This window comes from Pseudomonas sp. FSL W5-0203 (genome assembly GCF_001896155.1).
Classification (GTDB): Bacteria; Pseudomonadota; Gammaproteobacteria; order Pseudomonadales; family Pseudomonadaceae; genus Aquipseudomonas; species Aquipseudomonas paracarnis.
Genome location: NZ_MPOR01000014.1, coordinates 22,483 through 44,293, shown reverse-complemented (window position 1 = coordinate 44,293; position 21,811 = coordinate 22,483). Strand labels below are relative to the sequence as shown.

Below are 21,811 nucleotides of genomic sequence, written 5' to 3'. Positions count from 1 at the left end.
GAGCGGGCTTGCTCGCGATAGCGTTGGATCAGTTGATAAATCATTGACTGATACCCCGCTATCGCGGGCAAGCCCGCTCCCACAATTACTTCACGGTCTTGGGCGCCTTGCCTTCCTTCATCTGTTGCAGCAACGGTGCGCACTCATTGGGCTCGCCACCGCTTGGGGCAACCAAGGCGAGCAAGCCGGCGGCCGGCCCGGCGATCACGCCCAGGGCGACCATGCCTGCACCACGTAGCGCCAACGGAATGGCTTTCACGCCAGCATTGGGCTTGATGAAAGGTCCATTGACGTAAAGCGGTGAACGCAGGGAGAACAGGCGAAAACCCTTGGATTCCGGCGTGATGGTCAGGTCCAGTTGCTCGGTGGCCATATTCGCGGTGCCGTCGATGTAGATGATCGCGTTCTCGGTATCGAACACAAACAACCGTGTGGTCGCCAGGCCCGTCTTGATGCCGAAGTCCGCCGCCGCGCAGTTGATCTTTACCTCTTCGTCGCCGAACAGGCGGCCGACCACGTAGTTGCCCACGTTGAGCCCGGCGATTTCCATCAGGCTTCGGCTGATGGCACCATCGTTGATGAGCATCTTCAGGTCACCGTTGGATGTGCCCAACAGTGCCGCCACCGAGTTACCGCGCCCGGTAATATCAGCATCGCCGTTGAGTTCACCGAAGCTGGTTTTCATCGGTTCGAAAGTCGGGAACAACTGCTTAAGCTTGAAGTTGCGCGCCGTCAGCTTGGCGCGGCCCTCCATCGGCGTAGTGCGGCCGTTCAAGCGAATCTGCGCATCGAGCTTCCCACCGGCCACGCCAAAGCGCAGGGGTTCAAGGCTCAGTTGGCCGTCGTTGAGCACCAGGTGGGTGTAGAGGTCGGTAAAGGGCAAGTCGGCACTGTGCACGATACGCTTGCCGGTGAACTCCACATCGGCATCCATATCGCGCCAACGCTCGGTGCGGAACTCCTCAACCGGCAGCACTTTGGTCGCCGGTTGCTTGCTTTCACCGCCACGGGCTTTTTGCTTGGCGTTGGAGTCCGCGCCAATCAAAGGCGCCAGGTCATCCATCAGCAGTTGGTTGGACACCAGCGCGCCACTGAGCTTGGGCCGTGGCTGGCTGGCAACATAGGCCAGGTCGCCGTGGATGTCGCTGTTGCCAATCTTGCCGTTGAAGTTCTCGTAGCGAAAGGAGGCGCCGCTGGCCTCATGCAGTTTGGCGATCAGGTGGCCGTCGGTGGAATAGGCCGGCGAATCCGGCAGAGTCACGCCGGTCAGCGGATACAGGTTGCCCAGACTGCTGCCTGAAAGCTTCAGGCGCAAGTCCAGGGCGCCGAGGTTCAGCGGGTCGGTCAGGGTGCCGGCCAGGGCGATGCTGGTGTCCGCGATCTTGACCTGGGCTTGCAGCGGGAACGGCTTGGCCGCGTCCTGCAAGGCCAGCAAGCCACCGATCTTGCCCGTGCCCGCGAGCTTCTGACCATGATATTGACCTTTGACCTTGAGGCCGAACGCGTAGTCCTGGGGCGCCGAGCCTTTTTCCAGGGCCTTCTTGGCATCGGCGTCGCCGACGATTTCACCGAAGGGGATCGGCTTGCCCAGCGGGTCGATGATCACATCCAGCTGGGTCTTGAGGCTTTGATCGTCAAGGGTCACATGGCCTTTGTCGAAGCCGATGGCGCCAATATCCACCACCCAGTTGGACGGTTCGGCGTTGGGGTCCTTGGGGTCGAACTTGAACGTCCAGTTGGCGCGGCCATCCGCCAGGCGCTGCAACTGGGCACTGGGTTCGGTGAGGTCGATGCGGGGGATCACCACACGCTGCACCAGCAAGGCCAGGGGCGAAATGCGCAGCTCAACCTTCTTGAGCGTGACCATCTGCGGTTGTTTCGACCAATCGGGGTTACCCAGGGTCAGGTCTTCGGCAATCACATGGGGCCACGGCACCCAGGCGCGCCAGCCGCCTTCATCGGGCTCACGCTGCCACACCACCGCGAGGTTGCCGTTAATGGCGAATGGACGATGCAGTTCTTCGGAGACTTTGGCATTGAGGGGCGGCTTGATGCGGTTCCAGTCGAAGAACACCAACACCAGTACCACGATGGCAATCAACAGAACGAAGCTGGCGCAGCTCCAAGCGAGAATTTTACGAGTGCGCGTCATTGCACAGGGCTCCTGAATACGACTGGCTGGGCAACAGCCTTTTAAACAGCTTATAGGACTACGACTGGCAAAGTGCCTGGGGGTTTAACGCAACGGCGGATTTAGCCGAAAAAAGCGATTTTCCTGATCAACCAGACAATTTTCCCCATCGACGACGCACCATTGTTACCCAGGTTCGTGTCGAAAATACCCACATCGGTGCAAAGCCGCGGGCTTGAGAGGCTCGATCTAGAGCCTCCGGCGAGAACAATCAATTCTGTTGATTATTACCATTGTGTTTATGAACTTTTATATCGACTTATCAAGGGTAACATTAACCCTGTACCCACTTTATCGCCCTCCCTAGGAGCAACCATCATGAAACGCCAATTACTCGCTACCGTTCTGTTATCTGTCCTGGCTTCCAGCGCCTTTGCCCTGCCAGCTGCCGAACAGGCCACCCCACAGAACAAAGCCCAAGCCGTGCAAACCAGCCAAACCGTGGCTCGCAGCGGTTCGCAAGAAGACGAAAACCGTGATTACGCCAAAGGCGCCGTAGCTGAAAATGGCTACAACCGTCTGCAAGAGAAAGGTTTGGTCGAAGGCGGTGCTGAACAAGCCAACAAACGTGCCTACACCGAAGGCGTTGCTGAAGGCGGTGCCGACCGTCTGCAAGAACTGCATCAAGCACAGAGCTAAGCCTGTGGTGGCCCAGAAAAAAGCCCGATCTGCCGATCGGGCTTTTGCTTTTATATAGACCGCGTCACGCCCCGCCCCTGCCAAGTTCGACGCCGGCAAAGCGCTTTTGCTAGAGTGCGTCGCTGTACTTGCCGACAAAGCTCATCCGCTCATGCTGCCCCGCGCCGAACAGAAGCAACAGACCCGCCTCGCCCTGATGGACGCAGCCCGCCATCTGATGGAGTGCGGCCGTGGGTTTGGCAGCCTGAGCCTGCGTGAAGTGGCCAAGACGGCGGGTATCGTGCCCACCGGTTTCTATCGCCATTTCGCCGATATGGACCAGTTGGGGCTGGTACTGGTCAGCGAGGTCGGCCAGACCTTTCGCGCCACGATCCGCCTGGTGCGCCACAACGAATTCGTGATGGGCGGCATCATTGATGCCTCGGTGCGCATCTTTCTCGATGTGGTTTCGGCTAACCGCTCTCAGTTCCTGTTCCTGGCTCGCGAACAGTACGGCGGCTGCCTGGCCGTGCGCCAAGCCATCGCCGCCCTGCGCGAAGACATCACCCGCGACCTGGCCGCCGACCTGACGCTGATGCCCAAACTCCAGCACTTGGATGCCGAAGGTTTGCATGTGATGGCCGACCTGATCGTCAAGAGCGTGTTCGCCACCCTGCCCGATATCATCGACCCACCGGCCCACGCCCTGCCGGCCCACCTTACGCCCCAAGCGAAAATCACCCAGCAACTGCGCTTTATCTTTATCGGCCTCAAGCATTGGCAAGGGCTGGGCAGCACCGAATAAAGCAATCAACCCGCCGTGTGGAACCGTTTGGCGGTGGTGTAGTGCTTGTTCCAGTAGCTATTGCTCAATGAATCGATACGAATGGTTTTGCCGGTGCGCGGCGAATGAATGAATTTGCCGTGGCCAATGTAAAGCCCGACATGGCTGACCTGGCCGCGCCCGTTGCCTTTGAAAAACACCGCATCCCCAGGCTTCAACGCATTGCGCTTGATGGTCGCCGCCGATGACCGGTGCATGGCCGTGGTGGTGCGCGGTATCTGGATATTGGCCTGGGTCTTGAACAGATACACCAGGAAGCTGCTGCAATCGAAGCCCTGCTCCGCCGAGGTGCCGCCCCACTTATAGGGCGTACCGAGCAACTCATGGGCGCGGTCGATCACGTCGTCGATGGAAGCCGGCTTGAGGCTTTGCAGCGACGAGCCGAAGCTGGCGCGGGGCTGAAAATTGGCCGATGCCGATGAAATAAAGAAGGTCAGGCTGACCAGGCATATACAGAAAATTGATCGAAGCATGATGAACGTCGCGGTGGTATTAAACAGGGCGCATAGCCTAAAGAACCCTCAGGTAATCTCATGAACTCCAAATCCTCATGATTCGTAGGACAAATCCTAAAAACTGCCTACAGAGAAAAAGATGAAAGAAATTTCATCAAGACAAGCGCCTCCATCAACGCAAAACGCCCTTCGCCGGTGCTATAAACCTCGCCACGCACCAAATTGATTCACACACTGAATTATCTGACGCCCTATTGAGCAGCATGCCTGCCTGACTACAGGGAATTCCGACTCAATTCCGTGATTGGCAAGCCCCTTGCTCTAGGTCTTTCATCGCTCACAGCTGGAAGCTCTCTGATGCTGGTGATACATCGCCGAATCGCCCCCCAAGCCCTCTGGGCCGCCGAGTTGCTGCTCAATTACGAAGCCCGCAGCAAAAGCCGCCTGCGCTGTTTCAGTGCCGACGGTGAAGACGTCGGCCTGTTTTTGGAGCGGGGCCAGCCGCCCTTGCACGATGGTGAATTCCTACAGGCAGAAGACGGACGCGTCGTACGGGTGTGCGCCCGCCCTGAACAACTGCTGCATGTCACCTGCCGCAACGCGTTCGAGTTGACTCGCGCCGCCTATCACCTAGGCAACCGCCATGTAGCCCTGCAAGTCGGTGACGGTTGGCTGCGCCTGCTCGATGACTACGTGCTCAAGGCCATGCTTGAACAGCTGGGTGCCGATGCACAGACCATCGAAGCGCCGTTTCAACCCGAGCACGGCGCCTATGGCGGCGGCCATCATCATTCGCGCCATGGGGATGAAGACTTCAACTACGCCCCCAAGCTGCATCAGTTCGGCGTACGTCTATGAACCCAGCCTGGGCGCTTCTACGCCTGGCCAGTCCGCAATTGCCGATTGGCGGCTACAGCTATTCCCAGGGCCTGGAAATGGCGGTGGACAACGGCCGCGTGCAGGATGCCGCGAGCGCCCGACGCTGGATCAGTGACCAGTTGCTGCTCAACCTGGCGCGTTTCGAAGCACCGCTGTTGCTCGCCCATTGCCGCGCAGCCATCGAGCAGGACTGGGCACAACTGGCGCAGTGGTGCGACGAGCATCGCGCCAGCCGTGAGAGCCGGGAGCTGTATCAGGAAAGCCGCCAGATGGGCTACTCCCTGCAACAGTTGCTCAACGGCTTGCCGGAACTGGACGACAGCGCCCGTGACTTTCTCGCTCAACGCGACGAACCGCACCTGGCCCTTGGCTGGGCCTTGGCCGCGCGCGCCTGGCACATCAACGCCGACGACGCCCTCGCCGCCTGGCTGTGGAGCTGGCTGGAAAACCAATTGGCCGTGCTGATGAAAACCCTTCCACTGGGCCAGCAAGCCGCCCAGCGTCTAACCAGTGAACTGCTGCCGCTGCTGCAACAAGCCCAGCAGGATGCCGAGCGCATTAACCCTAACCATTTGGGCAGCGCTGCTTTTGGCCTGTCCCTGGCGTGCATGGCCCACGAGCGCCAGTACAGCCGCCTGTTCCGTTCCTGATTCTGGAGAAGCACATGAACACACAACCCCTGCGCGTCGGTATCGGCGGCCCGGTAGGCTCGGGCAAGACCGCCCTGACCCTGGCCCTGTGCCTGGCGCTGCGCGATCGCTACAACCTGGCGGTGGTGACCAACGACATCTATACCCGTGAAGATGCCGACTTCCTGGTGCGCAACCAGGCCCTGGCGCCGGAGCGCATCATCGGCGTGGAAACCGGCGGCTGCCCACACACGGCGATTCGCGAAGATGCCTCGATCAACCTGGAGGCCGTGGACCAACTCAACCGTCGTTTTCCGGGCCTGGACCTGATTCTGGTGGAGTCCGGCGGCGACAACCTGTCGGCCACCTTCAGCCCGGAACTGTCGGACCTGACCATCTATGTGATCGATGTGTCTGCGGGCGACAAGCTGCCGCGCAAGGGCGGGCCTGGCATTTGCAAATCCGACCTGCTGGTGATCAACAAAATCGACCTGGCCCCGCTGGTCGGCGCGTCGCTGGACCTGATGAACAGCGACACTCAACGCATGCGCAACGGCAAACCCTTTGTGTTCAGCAACCAGAAAACCGGGGTCGGCCTGGATGACATCGTCGCCTTCATCGAACGCCAGGGCCTGCTGACCGCCGCCTGATCAACCCATAAGGAACCTGTCCATGAGACTCAACAGACTTTTCGCCGCCGCCGCGCTGCTGCTCGCGCCTGCCCTGGCCTTCGCCCATCCGGGCCATGGCGACAATGGCCTGATGGCCGGTATCAGCCATCCCCTGGGCGGCCTCGATCACTTGCTGGCCATGCTTGCGGTAGGCCTCTGGGCGGCCCAACAAAAAGGCGCCGCGCGCTGGGCGCTGCCATGCACCTTTGTCGGCACCATGCTGATCGGCGGCGTGCTGGGTTTTGAAGGGCTGCAACTGCCGGCGCTGGAAAGCGGGATTGCTGCTTCGGTGCTGGCCTTGGGCCTGGCGGTAGCATTGGCGGTGCGGCCGCCGCTGTTCGTGGCCGTGGGCGCCACGGCGTTGTTTGCGCTGTTTCATGGCGTGGCCCATGGCCTGGAACTGCCGGATATGACCAGCCCTTGGGCGTATGCGGCTGGGTTTGTAGGGGCGACCGCCGTGTTGCACGCTGCGGGTTATGCGGTGGTGCGCTTTTTGCCGGCGGCTGCAGCGCCACTGGTGCGAGTGGCCGGGGCGGCTTCGGCGGCGACTGGGGTTTGGTTGCTGGCGGGCTGAGGAAAAGATCGTTCCCACGCTCCGCGTGGGAATGCAGCCTAGGACGCTCTGCGTCCCAAAGCATGACGCAGAGCGTCATAAAATGCATTCCCACGCAGAGCGTGGGAACGATCAGCCTGCTACCATGAGCGCCTACACCCCTGCCGTGACGACGCCAGCCAATGCCCATCGCTTCCCCCTCTTCCCTGACGCCTGTGCTCACGCACTTCCATGACCTGATCGTGCCTCTCTGGCAAGGCCCGGGCTGGAATGCCGACCTGGCACTGCCCTTTGAGGCCCTGGACGCCGACCACCAGCCACTGCCCCCCCAGCGCTATCGCGCCATGGCCTGCGCCCGGCAGCTGTACCTGTTCGCCAGCCTGATCGGCGAACCCGGCGCGGCTTTCGCCGAAGAACGTGCGGCAGCGCTGTTTCGCTCCCTGCAACGGCACTTTCATGATGCCGAACACGGTGGCTGGTTCTACAGCATCGACCCTGCCGGCCAACCGCTGGACAAGCGCAAAGACCTCTACACCCACGCCTTCATTATTTTTGCCTGCGCCCATTACTGGGCCAAGATGCGTGAGCCGTTGGTGGAATCGGTGCTCAACGCTGCCCTGGAAGTCGTCGCCCAACGTTTTGCCACCGGTGACGGCTTGTACGAGGCCGTACTGGAGCGCAACTGGGCCTCGCTCGACTCCGGCCCGTTGCAAAACCCGCTGATGCACCTGGCCGAAGGTTTCCTGGCCACCCTCGCGGTGCGTGAGGACGCCCAGGTACAAGCGGCCCTGCTGGCACTGGCGACGGCCATGCAGCAACGTTTCATCGACCGCGAGCACGGCGTGATGATGGAAAAACCTGTGGGCGCTGTGGATAACTGGTTTGAGCCGGGGCATCAGTTCGAATGGTTCTTTTTGCTCGAGTCTTCAGCTGCGCTACGCGGCACCGCGCTGCATGGCTCGCTGACACGGGCATTTGCCTATGCCGAGCAAAAGGGTGTGGATAAGTTAAGCGGGGCGGTCAGCGGCATGCTTGCGCTGGATGGCACGGTGCGCGACGGTACCCAACGGATCTGGGCACAGGCGGAGTACCTGCGGGCGTTGACCTTGCGGCCAGGCAGTGAAGCGGTGCTGCAGCGTCAGTTGCAGGCGCTGCAACAGCGCTTTTTGCATGCCAAGGGTTGGCATGAATGCCTGGATGCCGAGGGTAAGGTGAGCCGACGGGATATGCCTTCGACTACGCCTTATCATTTGGCGACTTGCTATCAGGGCTTGGTCCAGCATCTGGGCTGACCTGCTGGGCCCATCGCAGGCAAGCCAGCTCCCACAGTTGATAGTGTTCGCACATTTAAATGTGGGAGCTGGCTTGCCTGCGATAGCCTCACCTCGCTCTAACAGACTTTAGGCAATCCACTTGCGATCCCCGGTAAAACTGATCGTCAACCACCGCGCCGCATCCGCCGCCCCAAGCCCTGTGGATATCTCTTCCCGCAGCCCATCGAGAGTCGCGACGTTATCCACCGGGTAATTCGCTGGCAGCACCACATGAATTTCGATAAACCGCGCACGCCCGTGCTTCTGCACATAGGACACATAGTCGTCGAAACCATGCTTGGCCTGCGCGGCGTCCATCACTTCGCGGACCTTGTCGTCCAAGTGATCCGGCGCGATGCCCAACACTTCGCGCAGCGCTGGGCGCAGGATCTTGAATGCTGGCGCCAGCATGCTCAGGGCCAGCAGGATCAGAATCAACGGGTCCACGTAGACCGCCCACTCGCCATAGCCCTGGGACTTGAGCAACAGTGCGGCCAGGAAGCTGATCAGCAAGCCCACCGACAGCATCGCGTCCACCAGCCAACTGATGTTGTCGAACTGGATCAATGACGATTTGAGTGTGCGATTGCGGTAGCGCACATAGAAGAAGTAGGCGAACTCCACGACGGTAAACACCGCCGCATAAATGATCACCAGCCCTAACTCGATTTCGCGCCCGCCATTGATAATGCCGAACACGCCATTGAGGAACGCGTAGATGGCGATCAGCAGCAGGAAACTGCCTTCGATCAACAGCACCATTGGCTCCAGGTGCCAATAGCCGAACTGGAAACGCTCGTTGCTTTTCTTGGCGATCAGCTTGGCCGTGATCAGCATCAGCACCTTGATGGCGGTGGCGATCAGCGAGAAAAAACCGTCGAACAGAATGGATTGGGCGCCGGATATCACACCCGTGACAATCCCGGCGATCGCGACTGCGAACATCAGGATAGTCGATTGTTTGAGCAGTGCCTGCTCACCTCGGTTACTCACATTGCCTCCTGTCAAAACCTTTAAACCGCTGGGTGCGGTGGGGTTTTCAGGCGGGCAGTGTACCTTATGCCGCATTTTGGCCGATTTGCCGCCATCGCAGGCAAGCCCCCTCCCACATTTGGATGTGTGAATACCGTCAAATGTGGGAGCTGGCTTGCCTGCGATGGCAGCGACGCGGTCTTAGCCTTTGGCCCCACGCTCAATCGCAAACCCAGCCCAGGTCTGGCTCACCGGCATCAACTCCAGGCGGTTGATGTTCACGTGCGCCGGGGTGTTCATCACCCAGAAAATCGTATCGGCAATGTCCTGCGGCTGGATCGGCTCGGCACCTGCGTAGGTGGCGTCATAACGCGCCTGGTCACCGCCGAAGCGCACCAGGGAGAACTCGCTTTCACACAAGCCCGGCTCGATATTGGTCACGCGCACGCCGGTGCCTTGCAGGTCGCAGCGCAGGTTCAACGAAAACTGCTTCACGAACGCCTTGGAACCGCCATACACATGGCTGCCCGGGTACGGGTAGTTACCGGCGATGGAGCCCAGGTTGATGATCCCGGCCCCGCGGCCATGGGCAATCAGGCGCGGCAACAGCAGGTTGGTGGTGGTCAGCAGGCCCTTGATGTTGGTATCGACCATGGTTTCCCAATCGTCGAGGTCGCACTTGGGCGCAGGGTCGGTGCCCACGGCCAGGCCGGCGTTGTTGATCAGGCCGCGCAGCGTGGCGAACGACGGCGGCAGGTTGGCGATGGCCTCCTCCATGCCTTTGCGGTCGCGCACATCCACCACCAGGCCATGCACTTCGGTCTGCTTGGAAAGCTCTTGGACCAAGGCATTCAAGCGCTCGGCACGACGACCGGTGAGCACCAGTTTCCAGCCGGCCTCGGCAAAACGACGGGCACAGGCTTCGCCGAAACCTGAAGTAGCGCCAGTGATAAACAGCGTGTCGGACATGGTGTTCTCCTTGCGGGCATCGGGAAAAAAACAGCCAGCAGAATGCCCTTACGCCGCGTTTGCGGCAACCGCTGTGCACACACGCGCATGCTTGACTGATCACTTTTTAATCAAGCGACGCAAAGCCTTATAAACCGTAGCTTGCAGCCATATGCGCGCAGGTTATCCACAACTGCGCCCACAGTCTTTGGGGGCAAGTGCAAACGGCTCAAAGCCACTGTGTACAAGGGTTGCAGGCGGTTTTATAAAGTTTTTTGCTTGACCTGGGCAAGCGCCTATGTAGCCGGCGACAAATGCTGAAAAACACAACGATGGCTCCAGGCCAGTCATTGCGGCCCCTGCGCGCGTCTTTCCAGAGTTTAATCACAGACTTATCCACAGGCCGGAACGACTTATTTCGTTCATATACCTGTGTCTTTAAACAGGTTGACAAACCCTTGAGACGGTCGCGAAAAACACACTGATCGAAAAACAACCAACACGCTACAAGCCACGTGGTTAAAGGCTTTCAGCCAGCTACTCCCACGTTACCCACAGCCGGTTCCACAGTGGATGGGGACAAGTCAAAACTGTGACAAAACAGGGATTTGCGGCGACTATATGTCGCGCTTTTGAGGTGGGCTGGATTTGTTTTCCACAATTTGGTTGAGCGCTTGTGGACATCGCAAAAACAAATGTGGGAACCGGCTTTGGGTGGGAGCTAACTTGCCTGCGATGCGGCCACCTCGGTATGTCAGCTAAACCGAGGTGATGCTGTCGCGGGCAAGCCCGGCTCCCACATAAGGCCCGGTTCCCACAGGGTTGATGCGCCTGGATCTTAGGTCAGTGGCCGCCCAGGTAGGCGTTGCGCACGTCCTCGTTCACCAGCAACTCCTTGCCGGTGCCGGTCAGGCGAATCTCACCATTGACCATCACATACGCTCGGTCCGACAGGCGCAGCGCATGGTTGGCGTTCTGCTCCACCAGGAAGATGGTCATACCGGTGGACGCCAGCTCGCGCAGGGTGGAAAAGATCTGCTTCACCACAATCGGCGCCAACCCCAGGCTTGGCTCATCGAGCAGCAACAGCTTGGGCCGGCTCATCAGCGCACGGGCGATGGCGAGCATTTGTTGCTCACCACCGGACATGGTCATCGCCCGCTGGTTGCGCCGCTCCTTGAGCCTGGGGAACAGCTCGAACATGCGTTGCATGTCCTCGCTGGCGAACTTGTCGCCAATGGGGATAGTGCCCATCAGCAGGTTTTCCTCGACGGTCATGTCGGGGAACACCCGCCGCCCTTCCGGCGACTGCGCAATGCCGTTGGAAGCGATGTAGTGGGACGATTTGTGGGTAATGTCGACGCCGTTGTAGAGGATCTGCCCCGACTCGGCCCGAGGCTGACCGAAGATCGACATCAGTAACGTGGACTTACCCGCGCCATTGGAGCCGATCAGGCTGACGGTTTCGCCTTCGTTGATGTGCAGCGAGACTTTTTTCAGGGCCTGGATCGGGCCGTAGAACACGTCCAGGTCCTTCATTTCGAGGATAGGTGCACTCATACCAACTCCTCTTCATCCGCGCCCAGGTAGGCGGCGATCACTTTCGGGTCGTTGCGGATCGCATCCGGGCCGCCTTCGGCGATCACGTTGCCGTGGTCCAGCACCACAATGTGGTCGGAAATACTCATCACCATGCCCATGTCGTGTTCGATCAGCACCACCGTAAGGTCGTGTTCGTCGCGCAGCAGGCGAATCATCGCGCTGAGGGCTTCGGTTTCCTGTGGATTGAGGCCCGCTGCCGGTTCGTCCAGGCAGATGATCTGCGGCCGCGTGCACATGGCGCGGGCGATTTCCAGGCGGCGCTGCTGGCCGTAGGAGAGCTCGCCGGCCAGACGGTTGGCGCAGTCCACCAGGTCGACCACTTCCAGCCAGTAGAATGCGCAGTCCAGCGCATCGCTTTCGGCCTTGCGGTAGCCTTTGGTATTGAGGATGCCGGCAAGCATGTTGCGGTTGACCCACATGTGCTGGGCCACCAGCAGGTTTTCCAGCACCGACATTTCCTTGAACAGGCGAATGTTCTGGAAAGTGCGCGCCAGGCCGGCACGGTTCACCAGATGGGTGCCGCCGAACATCTTGTAGTACACGCGGCTGAGGAAGCTTTTGGGCGAGACAAAGTCGGTGGCCTCAAAGCGCTCACCCAGCAACTGAATGACGTTGGTTTGCTTGCCCCGCACGTTGAGCTCGATCTTGCCGCCACTGGCTTTGTAAAAGCCGGTGAGGCAGTTGAACACCGTGGTCTTGCCGGCGCCGTTGGGGCCGATCAGGGCGAAGATCGAGTTGCGTTTGACCTGTAGGCTCACATCACTGAGGGCCTTGATGCCCCCGAAGTGCATCATCAGGTGTTCGACAGACAGCACGACTTCCTTGCTCATGGCGCTACCCCCTTGCGTGGCGTCACACCGGTACGACTAATCCGAATCAAGCCACGCGGTCGCCAGATCATCATCACCACCATCAACACCCCAAACAGCAGCACGCGGTACTCGGAAAAACTACGCAGCAGTTCCGGCGCCACGGTCAACACGAACGCTGCGATCACCACGCCGACCGTCGAGCCCATGCCGCCCAACACCACGATGGCGAGGATCAACGCCGACTCGAAGAAGGTAAACGACGATGGGTTGACGAAGCCCTGGTAGCTGGCAAAGAACACCCCGGCCAAACCGGCGGTGGACGCGCCGATGGTGAAGGCCGAGAGTTTGACCAGCACATGGTTCAGGCCCATGGAACGGCAGGCGATTTCATCTTCGCGCAGGGCTTCCCAGGCGCGACCGACCGGCATGCGCGTCAGGCGATGCTTGATGTACAGCACGGCCAGCACCACCAGAAACAGCACGATGTAGATGAACATGAACTTGATGTTGGGGTTGTAATCGATGCCGAAAAACTCGTGAAACGGAATGCCGCCATCCTTCGCACGCTTGCCGAACTCCAGGCCCAGGAAGGTCGGTGACGGCACGGGCATCCCGTTCGGGCCGCCGGTGAACGACAGCCAGTTGTTGAGCACCAGGCGTATGATTTCACCAAAACCCAGGGTCACGATGGCCAGGTAGTCACCGTGCATTCGCAGCACCGGGAAGCCGAGTATGCACCCCGCCAACGCCGCCGCGATGGCCGCCAGTGGCAGCACCGTCCAGAAGCCCAGGCCCAGGTATTGATAACCCAGCGCCAGGCCGTAGGCACCGATGGCATAGAACGCCACGTAACCCAGGTCGAGCAGGCCCGCCAGGCCCACCACGATGTTCAGCCCCAGGCCGAGCAATACGTAGATCAGCCCCAGGATCACCACGGTGAGCAGGTACTTGTTGGCAAAGATCGGGAACACGATGGCGATCACGATCAACGCCGGGATGATCCAGCGCAGCCGCGACTTGTAGTCCGGTGGCAGCACGTGCACGCCGGAGCCGCTGCTCTCGAACCCCTGCAGGATCTTCACGCCCTTGGAAGTTTGCAGGAACAGGCTCAAGGCAAAGCGCCCGGCCATCACGATAGCGACCAGCACGGCAACCCGCGCAGGTTCCAGGTTGAAGCTGTAGCCGTCGAGCACCACGCCGACAATCGGGCCGAATACGATCAGCGAAATCAGCCCCGCGAGGACCGTATCGACCACACTTTTCTTGATATCAATGGATTTGGCAGCAGACATGTTTACACCTTCGCCACAAGTGGGCGACCAAGCAGGCCCTGGGGACGGAAAATCAGAATCACCACCAGCAGGGAGAAACTGAACACGTCTTTGTAGTCAGAGTTGATCAACCCCGAGAACAGCGACTCGGAGATACCGAGGATGATCCCGCCCAGCATCGCCCCAGGCAGGGAGCCGATGCCGCCGAGGACCGCCGCGGTAAACGCCTTGATGCCGATGATGAAGCCGGCATAGAAGTCGAAGGTGCCGTAGTTGAGGGTGATCAGCACGCCGGCCAGGGCAGCCATGGCTGCGCCGATGACGAACACGTAGGAGATCACGCGGTCGGTGTTGATGCCCAGGATCGAGGCCATCTTGCGGTCTTGCTGGGTGGCGCGGCACATGCGGCCGAGCTTGGTGTATTTGATGATGTAGGTGAGCAAGGCCATGCCGGCGAACGCCGCCACGAGGATGAACACTTTGGTGTAGGTCAGTTGCACGAACCCGGTGCCGATATCGACGCGCCAGGCGCCGGCCAGCAGGGTGGGAATGCCTTGTTGCTTGGCGCCCTGGGCGATCTGCGCGTAGTTCTGCAGGATCAGCGAGATACCGATGGCGCTGATCAGCGGTGCCAGGCGGGTGGAGTTACGCAGGGGTTTGTAGGCGACACGCTCAATCACCCAACCGTACACGCCGGTGACGACTACGGTGAAGATCAAAGTACCGAGAATGAGCAGCGGGAAGGATTCGATGCCGAAGTAAGCCAGCAGTGCCAGACTGATCGCCGCGAGGTAAGCGGAAATCATATAAACCTCGCCGTGGGCGAAGTTGATCATGCCAATGATGCCATAGACCATTGTGTAGCCGATGGCGATCAGGCCATAGACCGACCCGAGGGTCAGGCCGTTGACCAGTTGCTGCAGGAAAATACCATCCATAACGCAATCTCACGCGGTGAGCACCTGCACACCGGTGGGTGTGCGGCGCTTCTGGAGGAAAAGACAGGTTTGTTGCAATAGAGCAGGCAACCAGGCCCTCTGTGGGAGCTGGCTTGCCTGCGATAGCGGTTTCACATTCAACACAGGGTTGGCATTGAGTCCGTCATCGCGGGCAAGCCCGGCTCCCACAGGGATCAAGGTGTTCAGGCCGTCGCGTTATTACTTCTGCTTTTCCAACTGATGGTATTTGCCGTCTTTGTCCCACTGGTAAACCACGTAGTCAGAGACTTTCAGGTCGCCCTTGGCATCCCAGGCTTTTTCGCCCATGACGGTTTTAACCGGGTTGGCCTTGAGCCACTTGGCAGCGTCTTCGCCCTTGTTGGACTTGGCACCGTTGAAGCCGGCGGCCAGGGCCTGGATCGAGGCGTAAGCGTACAGGGTGTAGCCTTCAGGCTCGGTACCGTTCTTGCGGAACTCTTCCACGACCGTCTTGCTGTCTGGCAGCAGGCGCGGGTCGGCGCCGAAGGTCATGTACACACCATCAACGTACTGCGCGCCGCCGGCGGTGGCTACCAGTTCGTCGGTGACCACGCCGTCATCGGACATGAACTTGACGTCTTTGAGGCCCGCTTCGCGGATCTGGCGCACCAGTGGGCCGGCTTCCGGATGCAAGCCGCCGAAGTACACGACGTCGGCGCCCAGGGAACGGATCTTGGTAACCAGGGCGCTGAAGTCTTTCTCGCCCCGGGTCAGGCCCTCTTCCAGCACCGGCTTGACGCCGCGCTTGGTCAACTGCGCAGCGGTGGCGTCGGCCAGGCCTTTGCCGTAGGTGTCTTTGTCGTTGATCACCGCGACTTTCTTGCCCTTGAGCACGTCGACAATGTAGTCGCCGGCCACGATGCCTTGCTGGTCGTCACGCCCGCACATACGGAACATGGCGCCCAGGCCGCGTTCGGTCACTTGTGGGTTGGTGGAGCCTGGGGTGATGGCGATGATGCCCGCTTCGTCGTAAACCTCAGACGCCGGGATGGTGTTGGATGAGCAGAAGTGCCCGACCACACCGATCACTTTGTCCTGGTCGGCCAGGCGGTTGGCCACGGCCACGGCCTGCTTGGGTTCGCAGGCGTCATCGCCCGCCACCAGCTTGATCTGCTCGCCGTTGATGCCGCCGGCCTTGTTGATAACGTCGGCTGCCGCCTGGGCACCCTTCATGTACTGCTCACCGAAAGCGGCGTTGGCACCCGTCATCGGGCCCGCCACACCAATTTTCACATCAGCTTGAACAAACGTAGAAACACCCAGCGCCGCAGCAACGGCGAGGGCCAGAAAACCTTTCTTGTAAAACGTCTGGGACATGAGTGGTGCTCCGATATTTTTGATTTTTGGCACGACAACTTGCATTCAAACTTTTCACTGAAAGCTCAGAGCAAGCCGCGTGCCATTACTTTTTTATTCTTCAAAAAGACACGGTGTCATTGTTATTACAGGCGTTTCGACGCCTTTTGCCAGGACGTGCAACCGTCTAGCGTCTACGGGTGCAACCAGCACTGCAAAAAAGTACAACCCTGGTAGGTCGCACCTGCAACCACAGGCATAAACGACAGTTCCTACAGCTGTAACAACGTGCGTAACGGAACTGCACATTTACAGTGCGTGATTGCTACGACTTGCACCAATACAGATGGGTAGCCTGCTAAGAAAACGCAGGCTTCTGAGGGGTATTTCGCTGATCAGATCACGATCCTCAGGCATTGCCCGGCGTGATAGAGCGAGAAGCCGGCTTCATACAGGCAACTGCGCAGGCCCACAGCGGCCAGAGGTTGCATAGGGGCAAAAGGGATCGGTAAGGCTTGGGGGTCCTGGTGACACAGGTAGTCGGCAAACGCCTTGCCCACTACGCTGCCGGTGGTCACCCCGCGCCCGTTATAACCGGTAACCGCCACCAGGCCGGGGGCCGGTTCGAACAGGCGCATCAAGTGGTCGGGGGTGAACGCGATGCAGCCGGTCCAGGTGAATTCCCATTGCACCGATTTGAGGTACGGGAAGTAGTGTTGCTGCACCCGATCGGCCCATGCCTTGAGGAACCACGCCGGCTTCTGGTTGCCGTTACCCAGGCTGCCCAGCAACAGGCGCCCGTCGGCATCGCGGCGAATACTGCTCAGGACCTGGCGCGTGTCCCACGAACCCTGGCCGCCGGGGAGGATCTGCTTGGCCGTGTCATCGGTCAGCGGCGCCGACGCCACTTGGTAGTAATAGCCGGGGAAAAAGTTACGCCGCAGTTCGGTCCATTCGCCTTCGGTGTAGGCGTTGGAGGCGATCACCACCTGCGCGGCCTGCACCGCGCCCTCGGCGGTCTGCACCGACCAATCGGCGCCTTGGCGTTCAAGCTGGGTGACCGGAGAATGGTCAAACAACTGCCCGCCCAACGCTGCGGCGGCATTTGCCAACCCAGTGGTGTAGCCCATGGGGTTCAAGGTGCCGGCGCGCCGATCCAGCAACGCGGCGGCGATTTTCCGGGTACCGGTGGCGTGCTCGCAGGCCTGGCCGGTGAGTAACTCAACCGGTGCGCCACGGCGCTTCCACTGCTGCTCACGGCTGCGCAAATCCGCCTCGCCACGGGCGTTGTGCGCCATGTGCAAGGTGCCTTCACGGCGCAATTGGCAGTCGATGTTGTACTTGTCGATCAGGCTGAACACCAGGGACGGCGCCGCACCCAACATGCGGTTGAGCTGACTGCCCACCGCTGTGCCGAAACCGGCCTCGATCTCGTCCGGTGGAATCCACAGGCCGGCGTTGACCAGCCCTACGTTGCGCCCCGAGCCGCCGTGACCGGTGCGATGGGCCTCCAGTACGACGACGCTTTTACCTTGTTCCAGCAAATGAATGGCCGCCGACAAACCGGTGATGCCGGCGCCGATCACGCACACATCCACCTTGACCGCGCCCTTGAGCGCGGCTCGGTCGGGACGGCCTGGGGTGAGGTGTTCCCATAAACATGTTTCGCGCAGTGCCATTGCCAGACTCCGGGATGAATTCACCACCGCTCGTTCCCACGCTCTGCGTGGGAATGTAGCCTTGGACGCTCCGCGTCCGCATTGTCGTGACGCGGAGCGTCACAGTATGCGTTCCCACGCAGAGCGTGGGAACGATCAGTCTGGTCAGTCGAACGTGATGCCTTGTGCCAACGGCAACTCCAGCGAGTAGTTCACGGTATTGGTCTGCCTGCGCATATACCCGCGCCACGCATCCGAGCCCGACTCACGCCCGCCGCCGGTTTCTTTTTCACCCCCGAACGCGCCACCGATCTCCGCGCCGCTCGGGCCGATGTTGACGTTGGCAATGCCGCAGTCGCTGCCCACCGCCGACATGAACTGCTCGGCTTCACGCACGTCGGTAGTGAAGATGCAGGACGACAAACCTTGTGGCACGGCATTGTTCAGGCGCAGGGCTTCGGCGAAGTCGGTGTAGCCGACCACGTAAAGAATCGGCGCGAAGGTTTCGCTGCACACCACGTCGCTTTGCTCGGGCATTTCCACGATGGCCGGCGATACGTAGTAGGCGTTGGGGAATGTGTTTTGCAGTTGGCGCTTGCCGCCGAACACCTTGCCGCCTTCGCTCAAGGCTTGCTCAAGGGCGTCCTGCATGTTGTCGAAACTGTGCTTGTCGATCAGCGGGCCGATCAGGTTGCCTTCCAGTGGGTGGCCGATGCGCACTTTGGAATAGGCGGCCTTGAGGCGGGTGACGATTTCTTCCTTGACCGACTCATGGGCGATCAGCCGGCGCAGGGTGGTGCAGCGTTGGCCGGCGGTGCCCACCGCGCTGAAGAGGATGGCGCGCACGGCCATGTCCAGGTCGGCGCTTGGGCCGAGAATCATCGCGTTGTTGCCGCCCAGTTCAAGGATGCTGCGGGCGAAACGTGCGGCGACTTTGGGTGCCACTTCACGGCCCATACGCGTGCTGCCGGTGGCGCTGATCAGGGCGACGCGCGGGTCATCCACCAGCGCAGCGCCGGCGTCACGGCCGCCGATGATCACTTGGCTGAGGTACTCGGGGGCACCGTCGAATTTTTTCAGTACGCGCTCGAACAAGGCCTGGCAGGCCAGTGCAGTGAGCGGGGTCTTTTCCGACGGTTTCCAGATCACCGCGTTGCCGCACACCAAGGCCAGCGCAGTGTTCCACGCCCACACAGCCACCGGGAAGTTGAAGGCGCTGATCACGCCGACCACGCCCAGCGGGTGCCAGGTTTCACGCATATGGTGGCCTGGGCGCTCGGAGGCGATGGTCAAGCCGTACAACTGGCGCGACAGGCCGACGGCGAAGTCGCAGATGTCGATCATTTCCTGCACTTCACCCAAGCCTTCCTGGGTAATCTTGCCCGCTTCCCAGGAAACGAGTTCGCCCAGGTCGGCCTTGTATTCGCGCAATACGTCGCCGAACTGGCGCACCAGCTCGCCACGTCGCGGCGCCGGCACCTTGCGCCAGGCCTCGAATGCATGCTCGGCGCGACTGACCTGTTGCTCCACCTCGGCGGCGCCTTCCCAGTGCACACTGCCGATACGGCTGCCATCAATCGGTGAATGCACGGGTTGTTTTCCAGCCTGGTACAGCGCCGGGTTTACCCCGAGACGATCAAGCAATGCGGCAACCATGGGTCACTCCTTCAATCTGCAGACAAAAATTCGCGCCGCAATACGCACGGCGATCCTGGCCCTATTTTTAGCTGGCCCAAGACTTGCCAACAAACGACGATTAGGCGAGATATCATTCCCTTTATTCATGCAAAGAATAAAAAGAGGCATGCCGTGCTGAACAAAAGACATTTGCCCTCGATCACCGCCCTGCAGTGTTTCGAAGCGGCCACCCGCCACCTGAGCTTCACCCGCGCCGCCGAGGAACTGAACCTCACCCAAAGCGCGGTGAGCAAACAAGTAGCGCAGTTGGAAGAACTGTTGCAACACCTGCTGTTTCGCCGCGTGCGCCGCCGCTTGCAGATGACCCCGGCGGGCGACCTGTACCTGGTGGAGGTGCGCAAGATCCTCACCCAGGTGGAAATGTCCACCCACTACCTGCGCTCCTACGGGGGCGAAACCGAAGTGCTGCGCGTGTCCACGCCCTACACCTTCGGAGCACGCTGGCTGGTGCCGCGCCTCAAAGGCTGGCGTTTGCGCCACCCGCAGATCCACCTGGACCTGTGCAACGAACAGGACCCGGACGAGTTACTGCAAGGCAAGGCCGACATGGCGTTCTATTTCGGCCAGGGCGCACGTCCCGGCACCGAGAGCCTGAAACTGTTCAGTGAAGAGCTGGTACCGGTGTGTTCGCCCGACAGCCTGCCCGCCCAGCCTTTCACCGACCCCACGCAACTGAGCGACCTGGTGCTACTGCAAAACGCCTCTCGGCCCCAGGGCTGGCATGACTGGTTCGCCAGCCAGGGCTTCCATACCGAGCACAGCTACCATGGCCCGCGGTTCGACACGTTTTATATGTGTATCCGTGCGGCGCAGGTGGGATGCGGCGTGGCGTTATTGCCGCGCTTTCTGGTGGAGGAGGAATTGGCCGAGGGCAAGTTGGTGATCCCCTGGCAACATGCGATGCCGAGCCAGGATGCTTACTACCTGGCGTATCCTGAGCATTCGGCAGAGGTGCCCAAGGTGCGCGAGTTTGTGAAGTGGATGATGGAGCAGGTGCTTTAGCGCCTGGAGAATCGCCATCGCAGGCAAGCCAGCTCCCACCGTTTGGAATGCACTCCAAATGTGGGAGCTGGCTTGCCTGCGATGGCGCCAGTGGCCTTACTGAAAAAATCACTGGCAAAACCCCACAAGTCTATGCGCCACTAACCCCCTTCCTCAATTGTGCGTAAAGGCCGGCCTCCATCGCCGACCCGTCTGGAGATTCCCGTTATGAGCGAGAGTGTGTTTGCCGATCGCATCGTGCAGAACCTGCTCGACACCGACTTCTACAAGCTGACCATGATGCAGGCGGTGCTGCACAACTACCCGAACGTGGAAGTTGAATGGGAGTTTCGTTGCCGTAACAGCGAAGACCTGCGCCCTTACCTGGCGGAGATTCGTTACCAGATCGAGCGCCTCGCCGAGCTGAGCCTGAGCCCCGATCAACTGGGGTTCCTGGAACGCATCAGCTTTATGAAGCCGGATTTTCTGCGCTTCCTCGGGCTGTTTCGCTTCAACCTGCGGTATGTGCAAACCGGCATCGAGAACGGCGAGTTGTTTATCCGCCTGCGCGGACCGTGGCTGCATGTGATCCTGTTTGAAGTGCCAATGCTGGCCATCGTCAGCGAGGTGCGTAACCGCTACCGCTACCAGACCGTCATCCTCGAGCAGGCCCGCGAGCAGTTGTATCGCAAATTCGACTGGCTGACCGCCAATGCCAGCAGCGATGAGCTGTCGGAGCTGCAAGTGGCGGACTTCGGCACGCGCCGGCGCTTTTCCTACCGGGTGCAAGAGGAAGTGGTCAGCGTGCTCAAGCACGATTTCCCTGGCCGTTTTGTCGGCACCAGCAACGTGCACCTGGCGCGCGAATTCGATATGAAGCCGCTGGGCACCATGGCCCACGAGTGGATCATGGCCCACCAGCAACTCGGCCCACGCCTGATCGACAGCCAGATCGCCGCCCTTGATTGCTGGGTGCGCGAGTACCGTGGCCTGTTGGGTATCGCCCTCACCGATTGCATCACCACCGACGCGTTCCTGGGCGACTTCGACTTGTACTTCGCCAAGCTGTTCGACGGCCTGCGCCATGACTCCGGTGATCCGATCCAGTGGGCAGAAAAAGCCATCGCTCACTACCACAAGCTGGGCATCGAACCGATGAGCAAGACCCTGGTGTTCTCCGACAGTCTGACATTGCCCAAAGCCTTGGAAATATTCCGGGCGTTGCGCGGTCGCATTAATGTGAGCTTTGGCATCGGCACCAACCTGACCTGTGATATTCCAGGGGTGGAACCGATGAGCATCGTGCTTAAAATGACCGCCTGCAATGGCCAGCCCGTCGCAAAAATTTCCGATGAAGCGGGCAAGACCCATTGCACCGACCCGAATTTTGTCGCCTATTTGCGTCACGTTTTCAAAGTACCTGCCCTATCCAGCAAGGAGTGA

Annotated in this window: 20 protein-coding genes; 9 read left to right on the top strand and 11 right to left on the bottom strand. The window is 60.2% G+C overall.

Annotated features, from left to right (window positions below):
* Positions 1–85 precede the first annotated feature (85 nt).
* A complete protein-coding gene (locus BOP96_RS14735; RefSeq protein WP_014716697.1) occupies positions 86–2,152 on the bottom strand; it encodes an AsmA family protein in 2,067 nt (688 codons plus the stop codon).
* A 357-nt stretch (positions 2,153–2,509) separates the two neighbouring features.
* Between BOP96_RS14735 and BOP96_RS14730 the strand changes: the two genes are divergently transcribed.
* Together BOP96_RS14730 and BOP96_RS14725 are read left to right on the top strand one after the other, a co-directional pair.
* Positions 2,510–2,830, top strand: a complete 321-nt coding sequence (locus BOP96_RS14730; protein ID WP_003188116.1) for a hypothetical protein — start codon at positions 2,510–2,512, stop codon at positions 2,828–2,830.
* A 151-nt stretch (positions 2,831–2,981) separates the two neighbouring features.
* Entirely contained in the window at positions 2,982–3,614 is a 633-nt protein-coding gene (locus tag BOP96_RS14725) for a TetR family transcriptional regulator (RefSeq protein WP_003188114.1), read from the top strand.
* A 5-nt stretch (positions 3,615–3,619) separates the two neighbouring features.
* Here the strand turns inward: BOP96_RS14725 and BOP96_RS14720 are convergent, their stop codons facing one another.
* Positions 3,620–4,126 (bottom strand): C40 family peptidase, encoded by a 507-nt coding sequence (locus BOP96_RS14720; RefSeq protein WP_014716696.1) that lies wholly within the window; start codon positions 4,124–4,126, stop codon positions 3,620–3,622.
* A gap of 339 nt (positions 4,127–4,465) precedes the next feature.
* Here BOP96_RS14720 and ureE point away from each other — a divergent pair, with 339 nt between their 5' ends.
* From ureE to BOP96_RS14695, 5 genes are all read left to right on the top strand, one after another.
* On the top strand, positions 4,466–4,966 hold the full coding sequence (gene ureE, locus BOP96_RS14715) for an urease accessory protein UreE (RefSeq protein WP_014716695.1): 501 nt from the start codon (positions 4,466–4,468) through the stop codon (positions 4,964–4,966).
* Positions 4,963–5,637, top strand: a complete 675-nt coding sequence (locus BOP96_RS14710) for an urease accessory protein UreF (protein WP_014716694.1) — start codon at positions 4,963–4,965, stop codon at positions 5,635–5,637. Before ureE ends, BOP96_RS14710 begins: the two co-directional genes overlap by 4 nt.
* Before the next feature lie 14 nt (positions 5,638–5,651).
* Positions 5,652–6,266: an urease accessory protein UreG gene (ureG, locus tag BOP96_RS14705; protein WP_014716693.1), complete on the top strand. Its 615-nt coding sequence runs from the start codon at positions 5,652–5,654 to the stop codon at positions 6,264–6,266.
* A gap of 22 nt (positions 6,267–6,288) precedes the next feature.
* Entirely contained in the window at positions 6,289–6,861 is a 573-nt protein-coding gene (locus tag BOP96_RS14700; protein WP_073453160.1) for a HupE/UreJ family protein, read from the top strand.
* 161 nt (positions 6,862–7,022) lie between these two features.
* Positions 7,023–8,132 carry an AGE family epimerase/isomerase gene (locus BOP96_RS14695; protein WP_073453158.1) on the top strand — a complete coding sequence of 370 codons (1,110 nt, stop codon included), beginning with the start codon at positions 7,023–7,025 and terminating at the stop codon, positions 8,130–8,132.
* Positions 8,133–8,240: 108 nt separating this feature from the next.
* Here the strand turns inward: BOP96_RS14695 and BOP96_RS14690 are convergent, their stop codons facing one another.
* From BOP96_RS14690 to amaB, 9 genes are all read right to left on the bottom strand, one after another.
* Positions 8,241–9,146, bottom strand: coding sequence for a cation diffusion facilitator family transporter (locus BOP96_RS14690; RefSeq protein WP_014716690.1), 906 nt, complete (start codon positions 9,144–9,146; stop codon positions 8,241–8,243).
* Positions 9,147–9,326: 180 nt separating this feature from the next.
* Positions 9,327–10,094 carry an SDR family oxidoreductase gene (locus tag BOP96_RS14685; RefSeq protein ID WP_014716689.1) on the bottom strand — a complete coding sequence of 256 codons (768 nt, stop codon included), beginning with the start codon at positions 10,092–10,094 and terminating at the stop codon, positions 9,327–9,329.
* Positions 10,095–10,916: 822 nt separating this feature from the next.
* Positions 10,917–11,633: an ABC transporter ATP-binding protein gene (locus tag BOP96_RS14680; RefSeq protein ID WP_003188103.1), complete on the bottom strand. Its 717-nt coding sequence runs from the start codon at positions 11,631–11,633 to the stop codon at positions 10,917–10,919.
* Complete coding sequence (locus BOP96_RS14675) at positions 11,630–12,505, bottom strand: ABC transporter ATP-binding protein (protein WP_003188102.1); 876 nt, start codon at positions 12,503–12,505, stop codon at positions 11,630–11,632. The genes BOP96_RS14680 and BOP96_RS14675 overlap by 4 nt, the downstream gene beginning before the upstream one ends.
* Positions 12,502–13,779, bottom strand: coding sequence for a high-affinity branched-chain amino acid ABC transporter permease LivM (livM, locus tag BOP96_RS14670; protein WP_014716688.1), 1,278 nt, complete (start codon positions 13,777–13,779; stop codon positions 12,502–12,504). The genes BOP96_RS14675 and livM overlap by 4 nt, the downstream gene beginning before the upstream one ends.
* Before the next feature lie 2 nt (positions 13,780–13,781).
* Positions 13,782–14,696: an ABC transporter permease subunit gene (locus tag BOP96_RS14665; RefSeq protein ID WP_003188099.1), complete on the bottom strand. Its 915-nt coding sequence runs from the start codon at positions 14,694–14,696 to the stop codon at positions 13,782–13,784.
* Positions 14,697–14,915: 219 nt separating this feature from the next.
* Positions 14,916–16,052, bottom strand: coding sequence for a branched-chain amino acid ABC transporter substrate-binding protein (locus BOP96_RS14660; RefSeq protein ID WP_005784282.1), 1,137 nt, complete (start codon positions 16,050–16,052; stop codon positions 14,916–14,918).
* Positions 16,053–16,426: 374 nt separating this feature from the next.
* Complete coding sequence (amaA, locus tag BOP96_RS14655; RefSeq protein WP_073453156.1) at positions 16,427–17,710, bottom strand: L-pipecolate oxidase; 1,284 nt, start codon at positions 17,708–17,710, stop codon at positions 16,427–16,429.
* A 144-nt stretch (positions 17,711–17,854) separates the two neighbouring features.
* A complete protein-coding gene (amaB, locus tag BOP96_RS14650; RefSeq protein ID WP_073453154.1) occupies positions 17,855–19,345 on the bottom strand; it encodes an L-piperidine-6-carboxylate dehydrogenase in 1,491 nt (496 codons plus the stop codon).
* 153 nt (positions 19,346–19,498) lie between these two features.
* Here amaB and BOP96_RS14645 point away from each other — a divergent pair, with 153 nt between their 5' ends.
* Complete coding sequence (locus BOP96_RS14645) at positions 19,499–20,389, top strand: LysR family transcriptional regulator (protein WP_014716686.1); 891 nt, start codon at positions 19,499–19,501, stop codon at positions 20,387–20,389.
* A gap of 207 nt (positions 20,390–20,596) precedes the next feature.
* Positions 20,597–21,811 carry a nicotinate phosphoribosyltransferase gene (pncB, locus tag BOP96_RS14640; protein ID WP_003188094.1) on the top strand — a complete coding sequence of 405 codons (1,215 nt, stop codon included), beginning with the start codon at positions 20,597–20,599 and terminating at the stop codon, positions 21,809–21,811.

Coding starts and splice junctions, on each gene's coding strand:
- pncB (WP_003188094.1), top strand. CDS start 20,597: ATGAGCGAGAGTGTGTTTGCCGATCGCATCGTGCAGAACCTGCTCGAC.
- BOP96_RS14725 (WP_003188114.1), top strand. CDS start 2,982: ATGCTGCCCCGCGCCGAACAGAAGCAACAGACCCGCCTCGCCCTGATG.
- BOP96_RS14710 (WP_014716694.1), top strand. CDS start 4,963: ATGAACCCAGCCTGGGCGCTTCTACGCCTGGCCAGTCCGCAATTGCCG.
- amaB (WP_073453154.1), bottom strand. CDS start 19,345: ATGGTTGCCGCATTGCTTGATCGTCTCGGGGTAAACCCGGCGCTGTAC.
- BOP96_RS14680 (WP_003188103.1), bottom strand. CDS start 11,633: ATGAGTGCACCTATCCTCGAAATGAAGGACCTGGACGTGTTCTACGGC.
- BOP96_RS14720 (WP_014716696.1), bottom strand. CDS start 4,126: ATGCTTCGATCAATTTTCTGTATATGCCTGGTCAGCCTGACCTTCTTT.
- ureG (WP_014716693.1), top strand. CDS start 5,652: ATGAACACACAACCCCTGCGCGTCGGTATCGGCGGCCCGGTAGGCTCG.
- livM (WP_014716688.1), bottom strand. CDS start 13,779: ATGTCTGCTGCCAAATCCATTGATATCAAGAAAAGTGTGGTCGATACG.
- BOP96_RS14695 (WP_073453158.1), top strand. CDS start 7,023: ATGCCCATCGCTTCCCCCTCTTCCCTGACGCCTGTGCTCACGCACTTC.
- BOP96_RS14660 (WP_005784282.1), bottom strand. CDS start 16,052: ATGTCCCAGACGTTTTACAAGAAAGGTTTTCTGGCCCTCGCCGTTGCT.
- BOP96_RS14735 (WP_014716697.1), bottom strand. CDS start 2,152: ATGACGCGCACTCGTAAAATTCTCGCTTGGAGCTGCGCCAGCTTCGTT.
- amaA (WP_073453156.1), bottom strand. CDS start 17,710: ATGGCACTGCGCGAAACATGTTTATGGGAACACCTCACCCCAGGCCGT.
- BOP96_RS14665 (WP_003188099.1), bottom strand. CDS start 14,696: ATGGATGGTATTTTCCTGCAGCAACTGGTCAACGGCCTGACCCTCGGG.
- BOP96_RS14685 (WP_014716689.1), bottom strand. CDS start 10,094: ATGTCCGACACGCTGTTTATCACTGGCGCTACTTCAGGTTTCGGCGAA.
- ureE (WP_014716695.1), top strand. CDS start 4,466: ATGCTGGTGATACATCGCCGAATCGCCCCCCAAGCCCTCTGGGCCGCC.
- BOP96_RS14700 (WP_073453160.1), top strand. CDS start 6,289: ATGAGACTCAACAGACTTTTCGCCGCCGCCGCGCTGCTGCTCGCGCCT.
- BOP96_RS14730 (WP_003188116.1), top strand. CDS start 2,510: ATGAAACGCCAATTACTCGCTACCGTTCTGTTATCTGTCCTGGCTTCC.
- BOP96_RS14675 (WP_003188102.1), bottom strand. CDS start 12,505: ATGAGCAAGGAAGTCGTGCTGTCTGTCGAACACCTGATGATGCACTTC.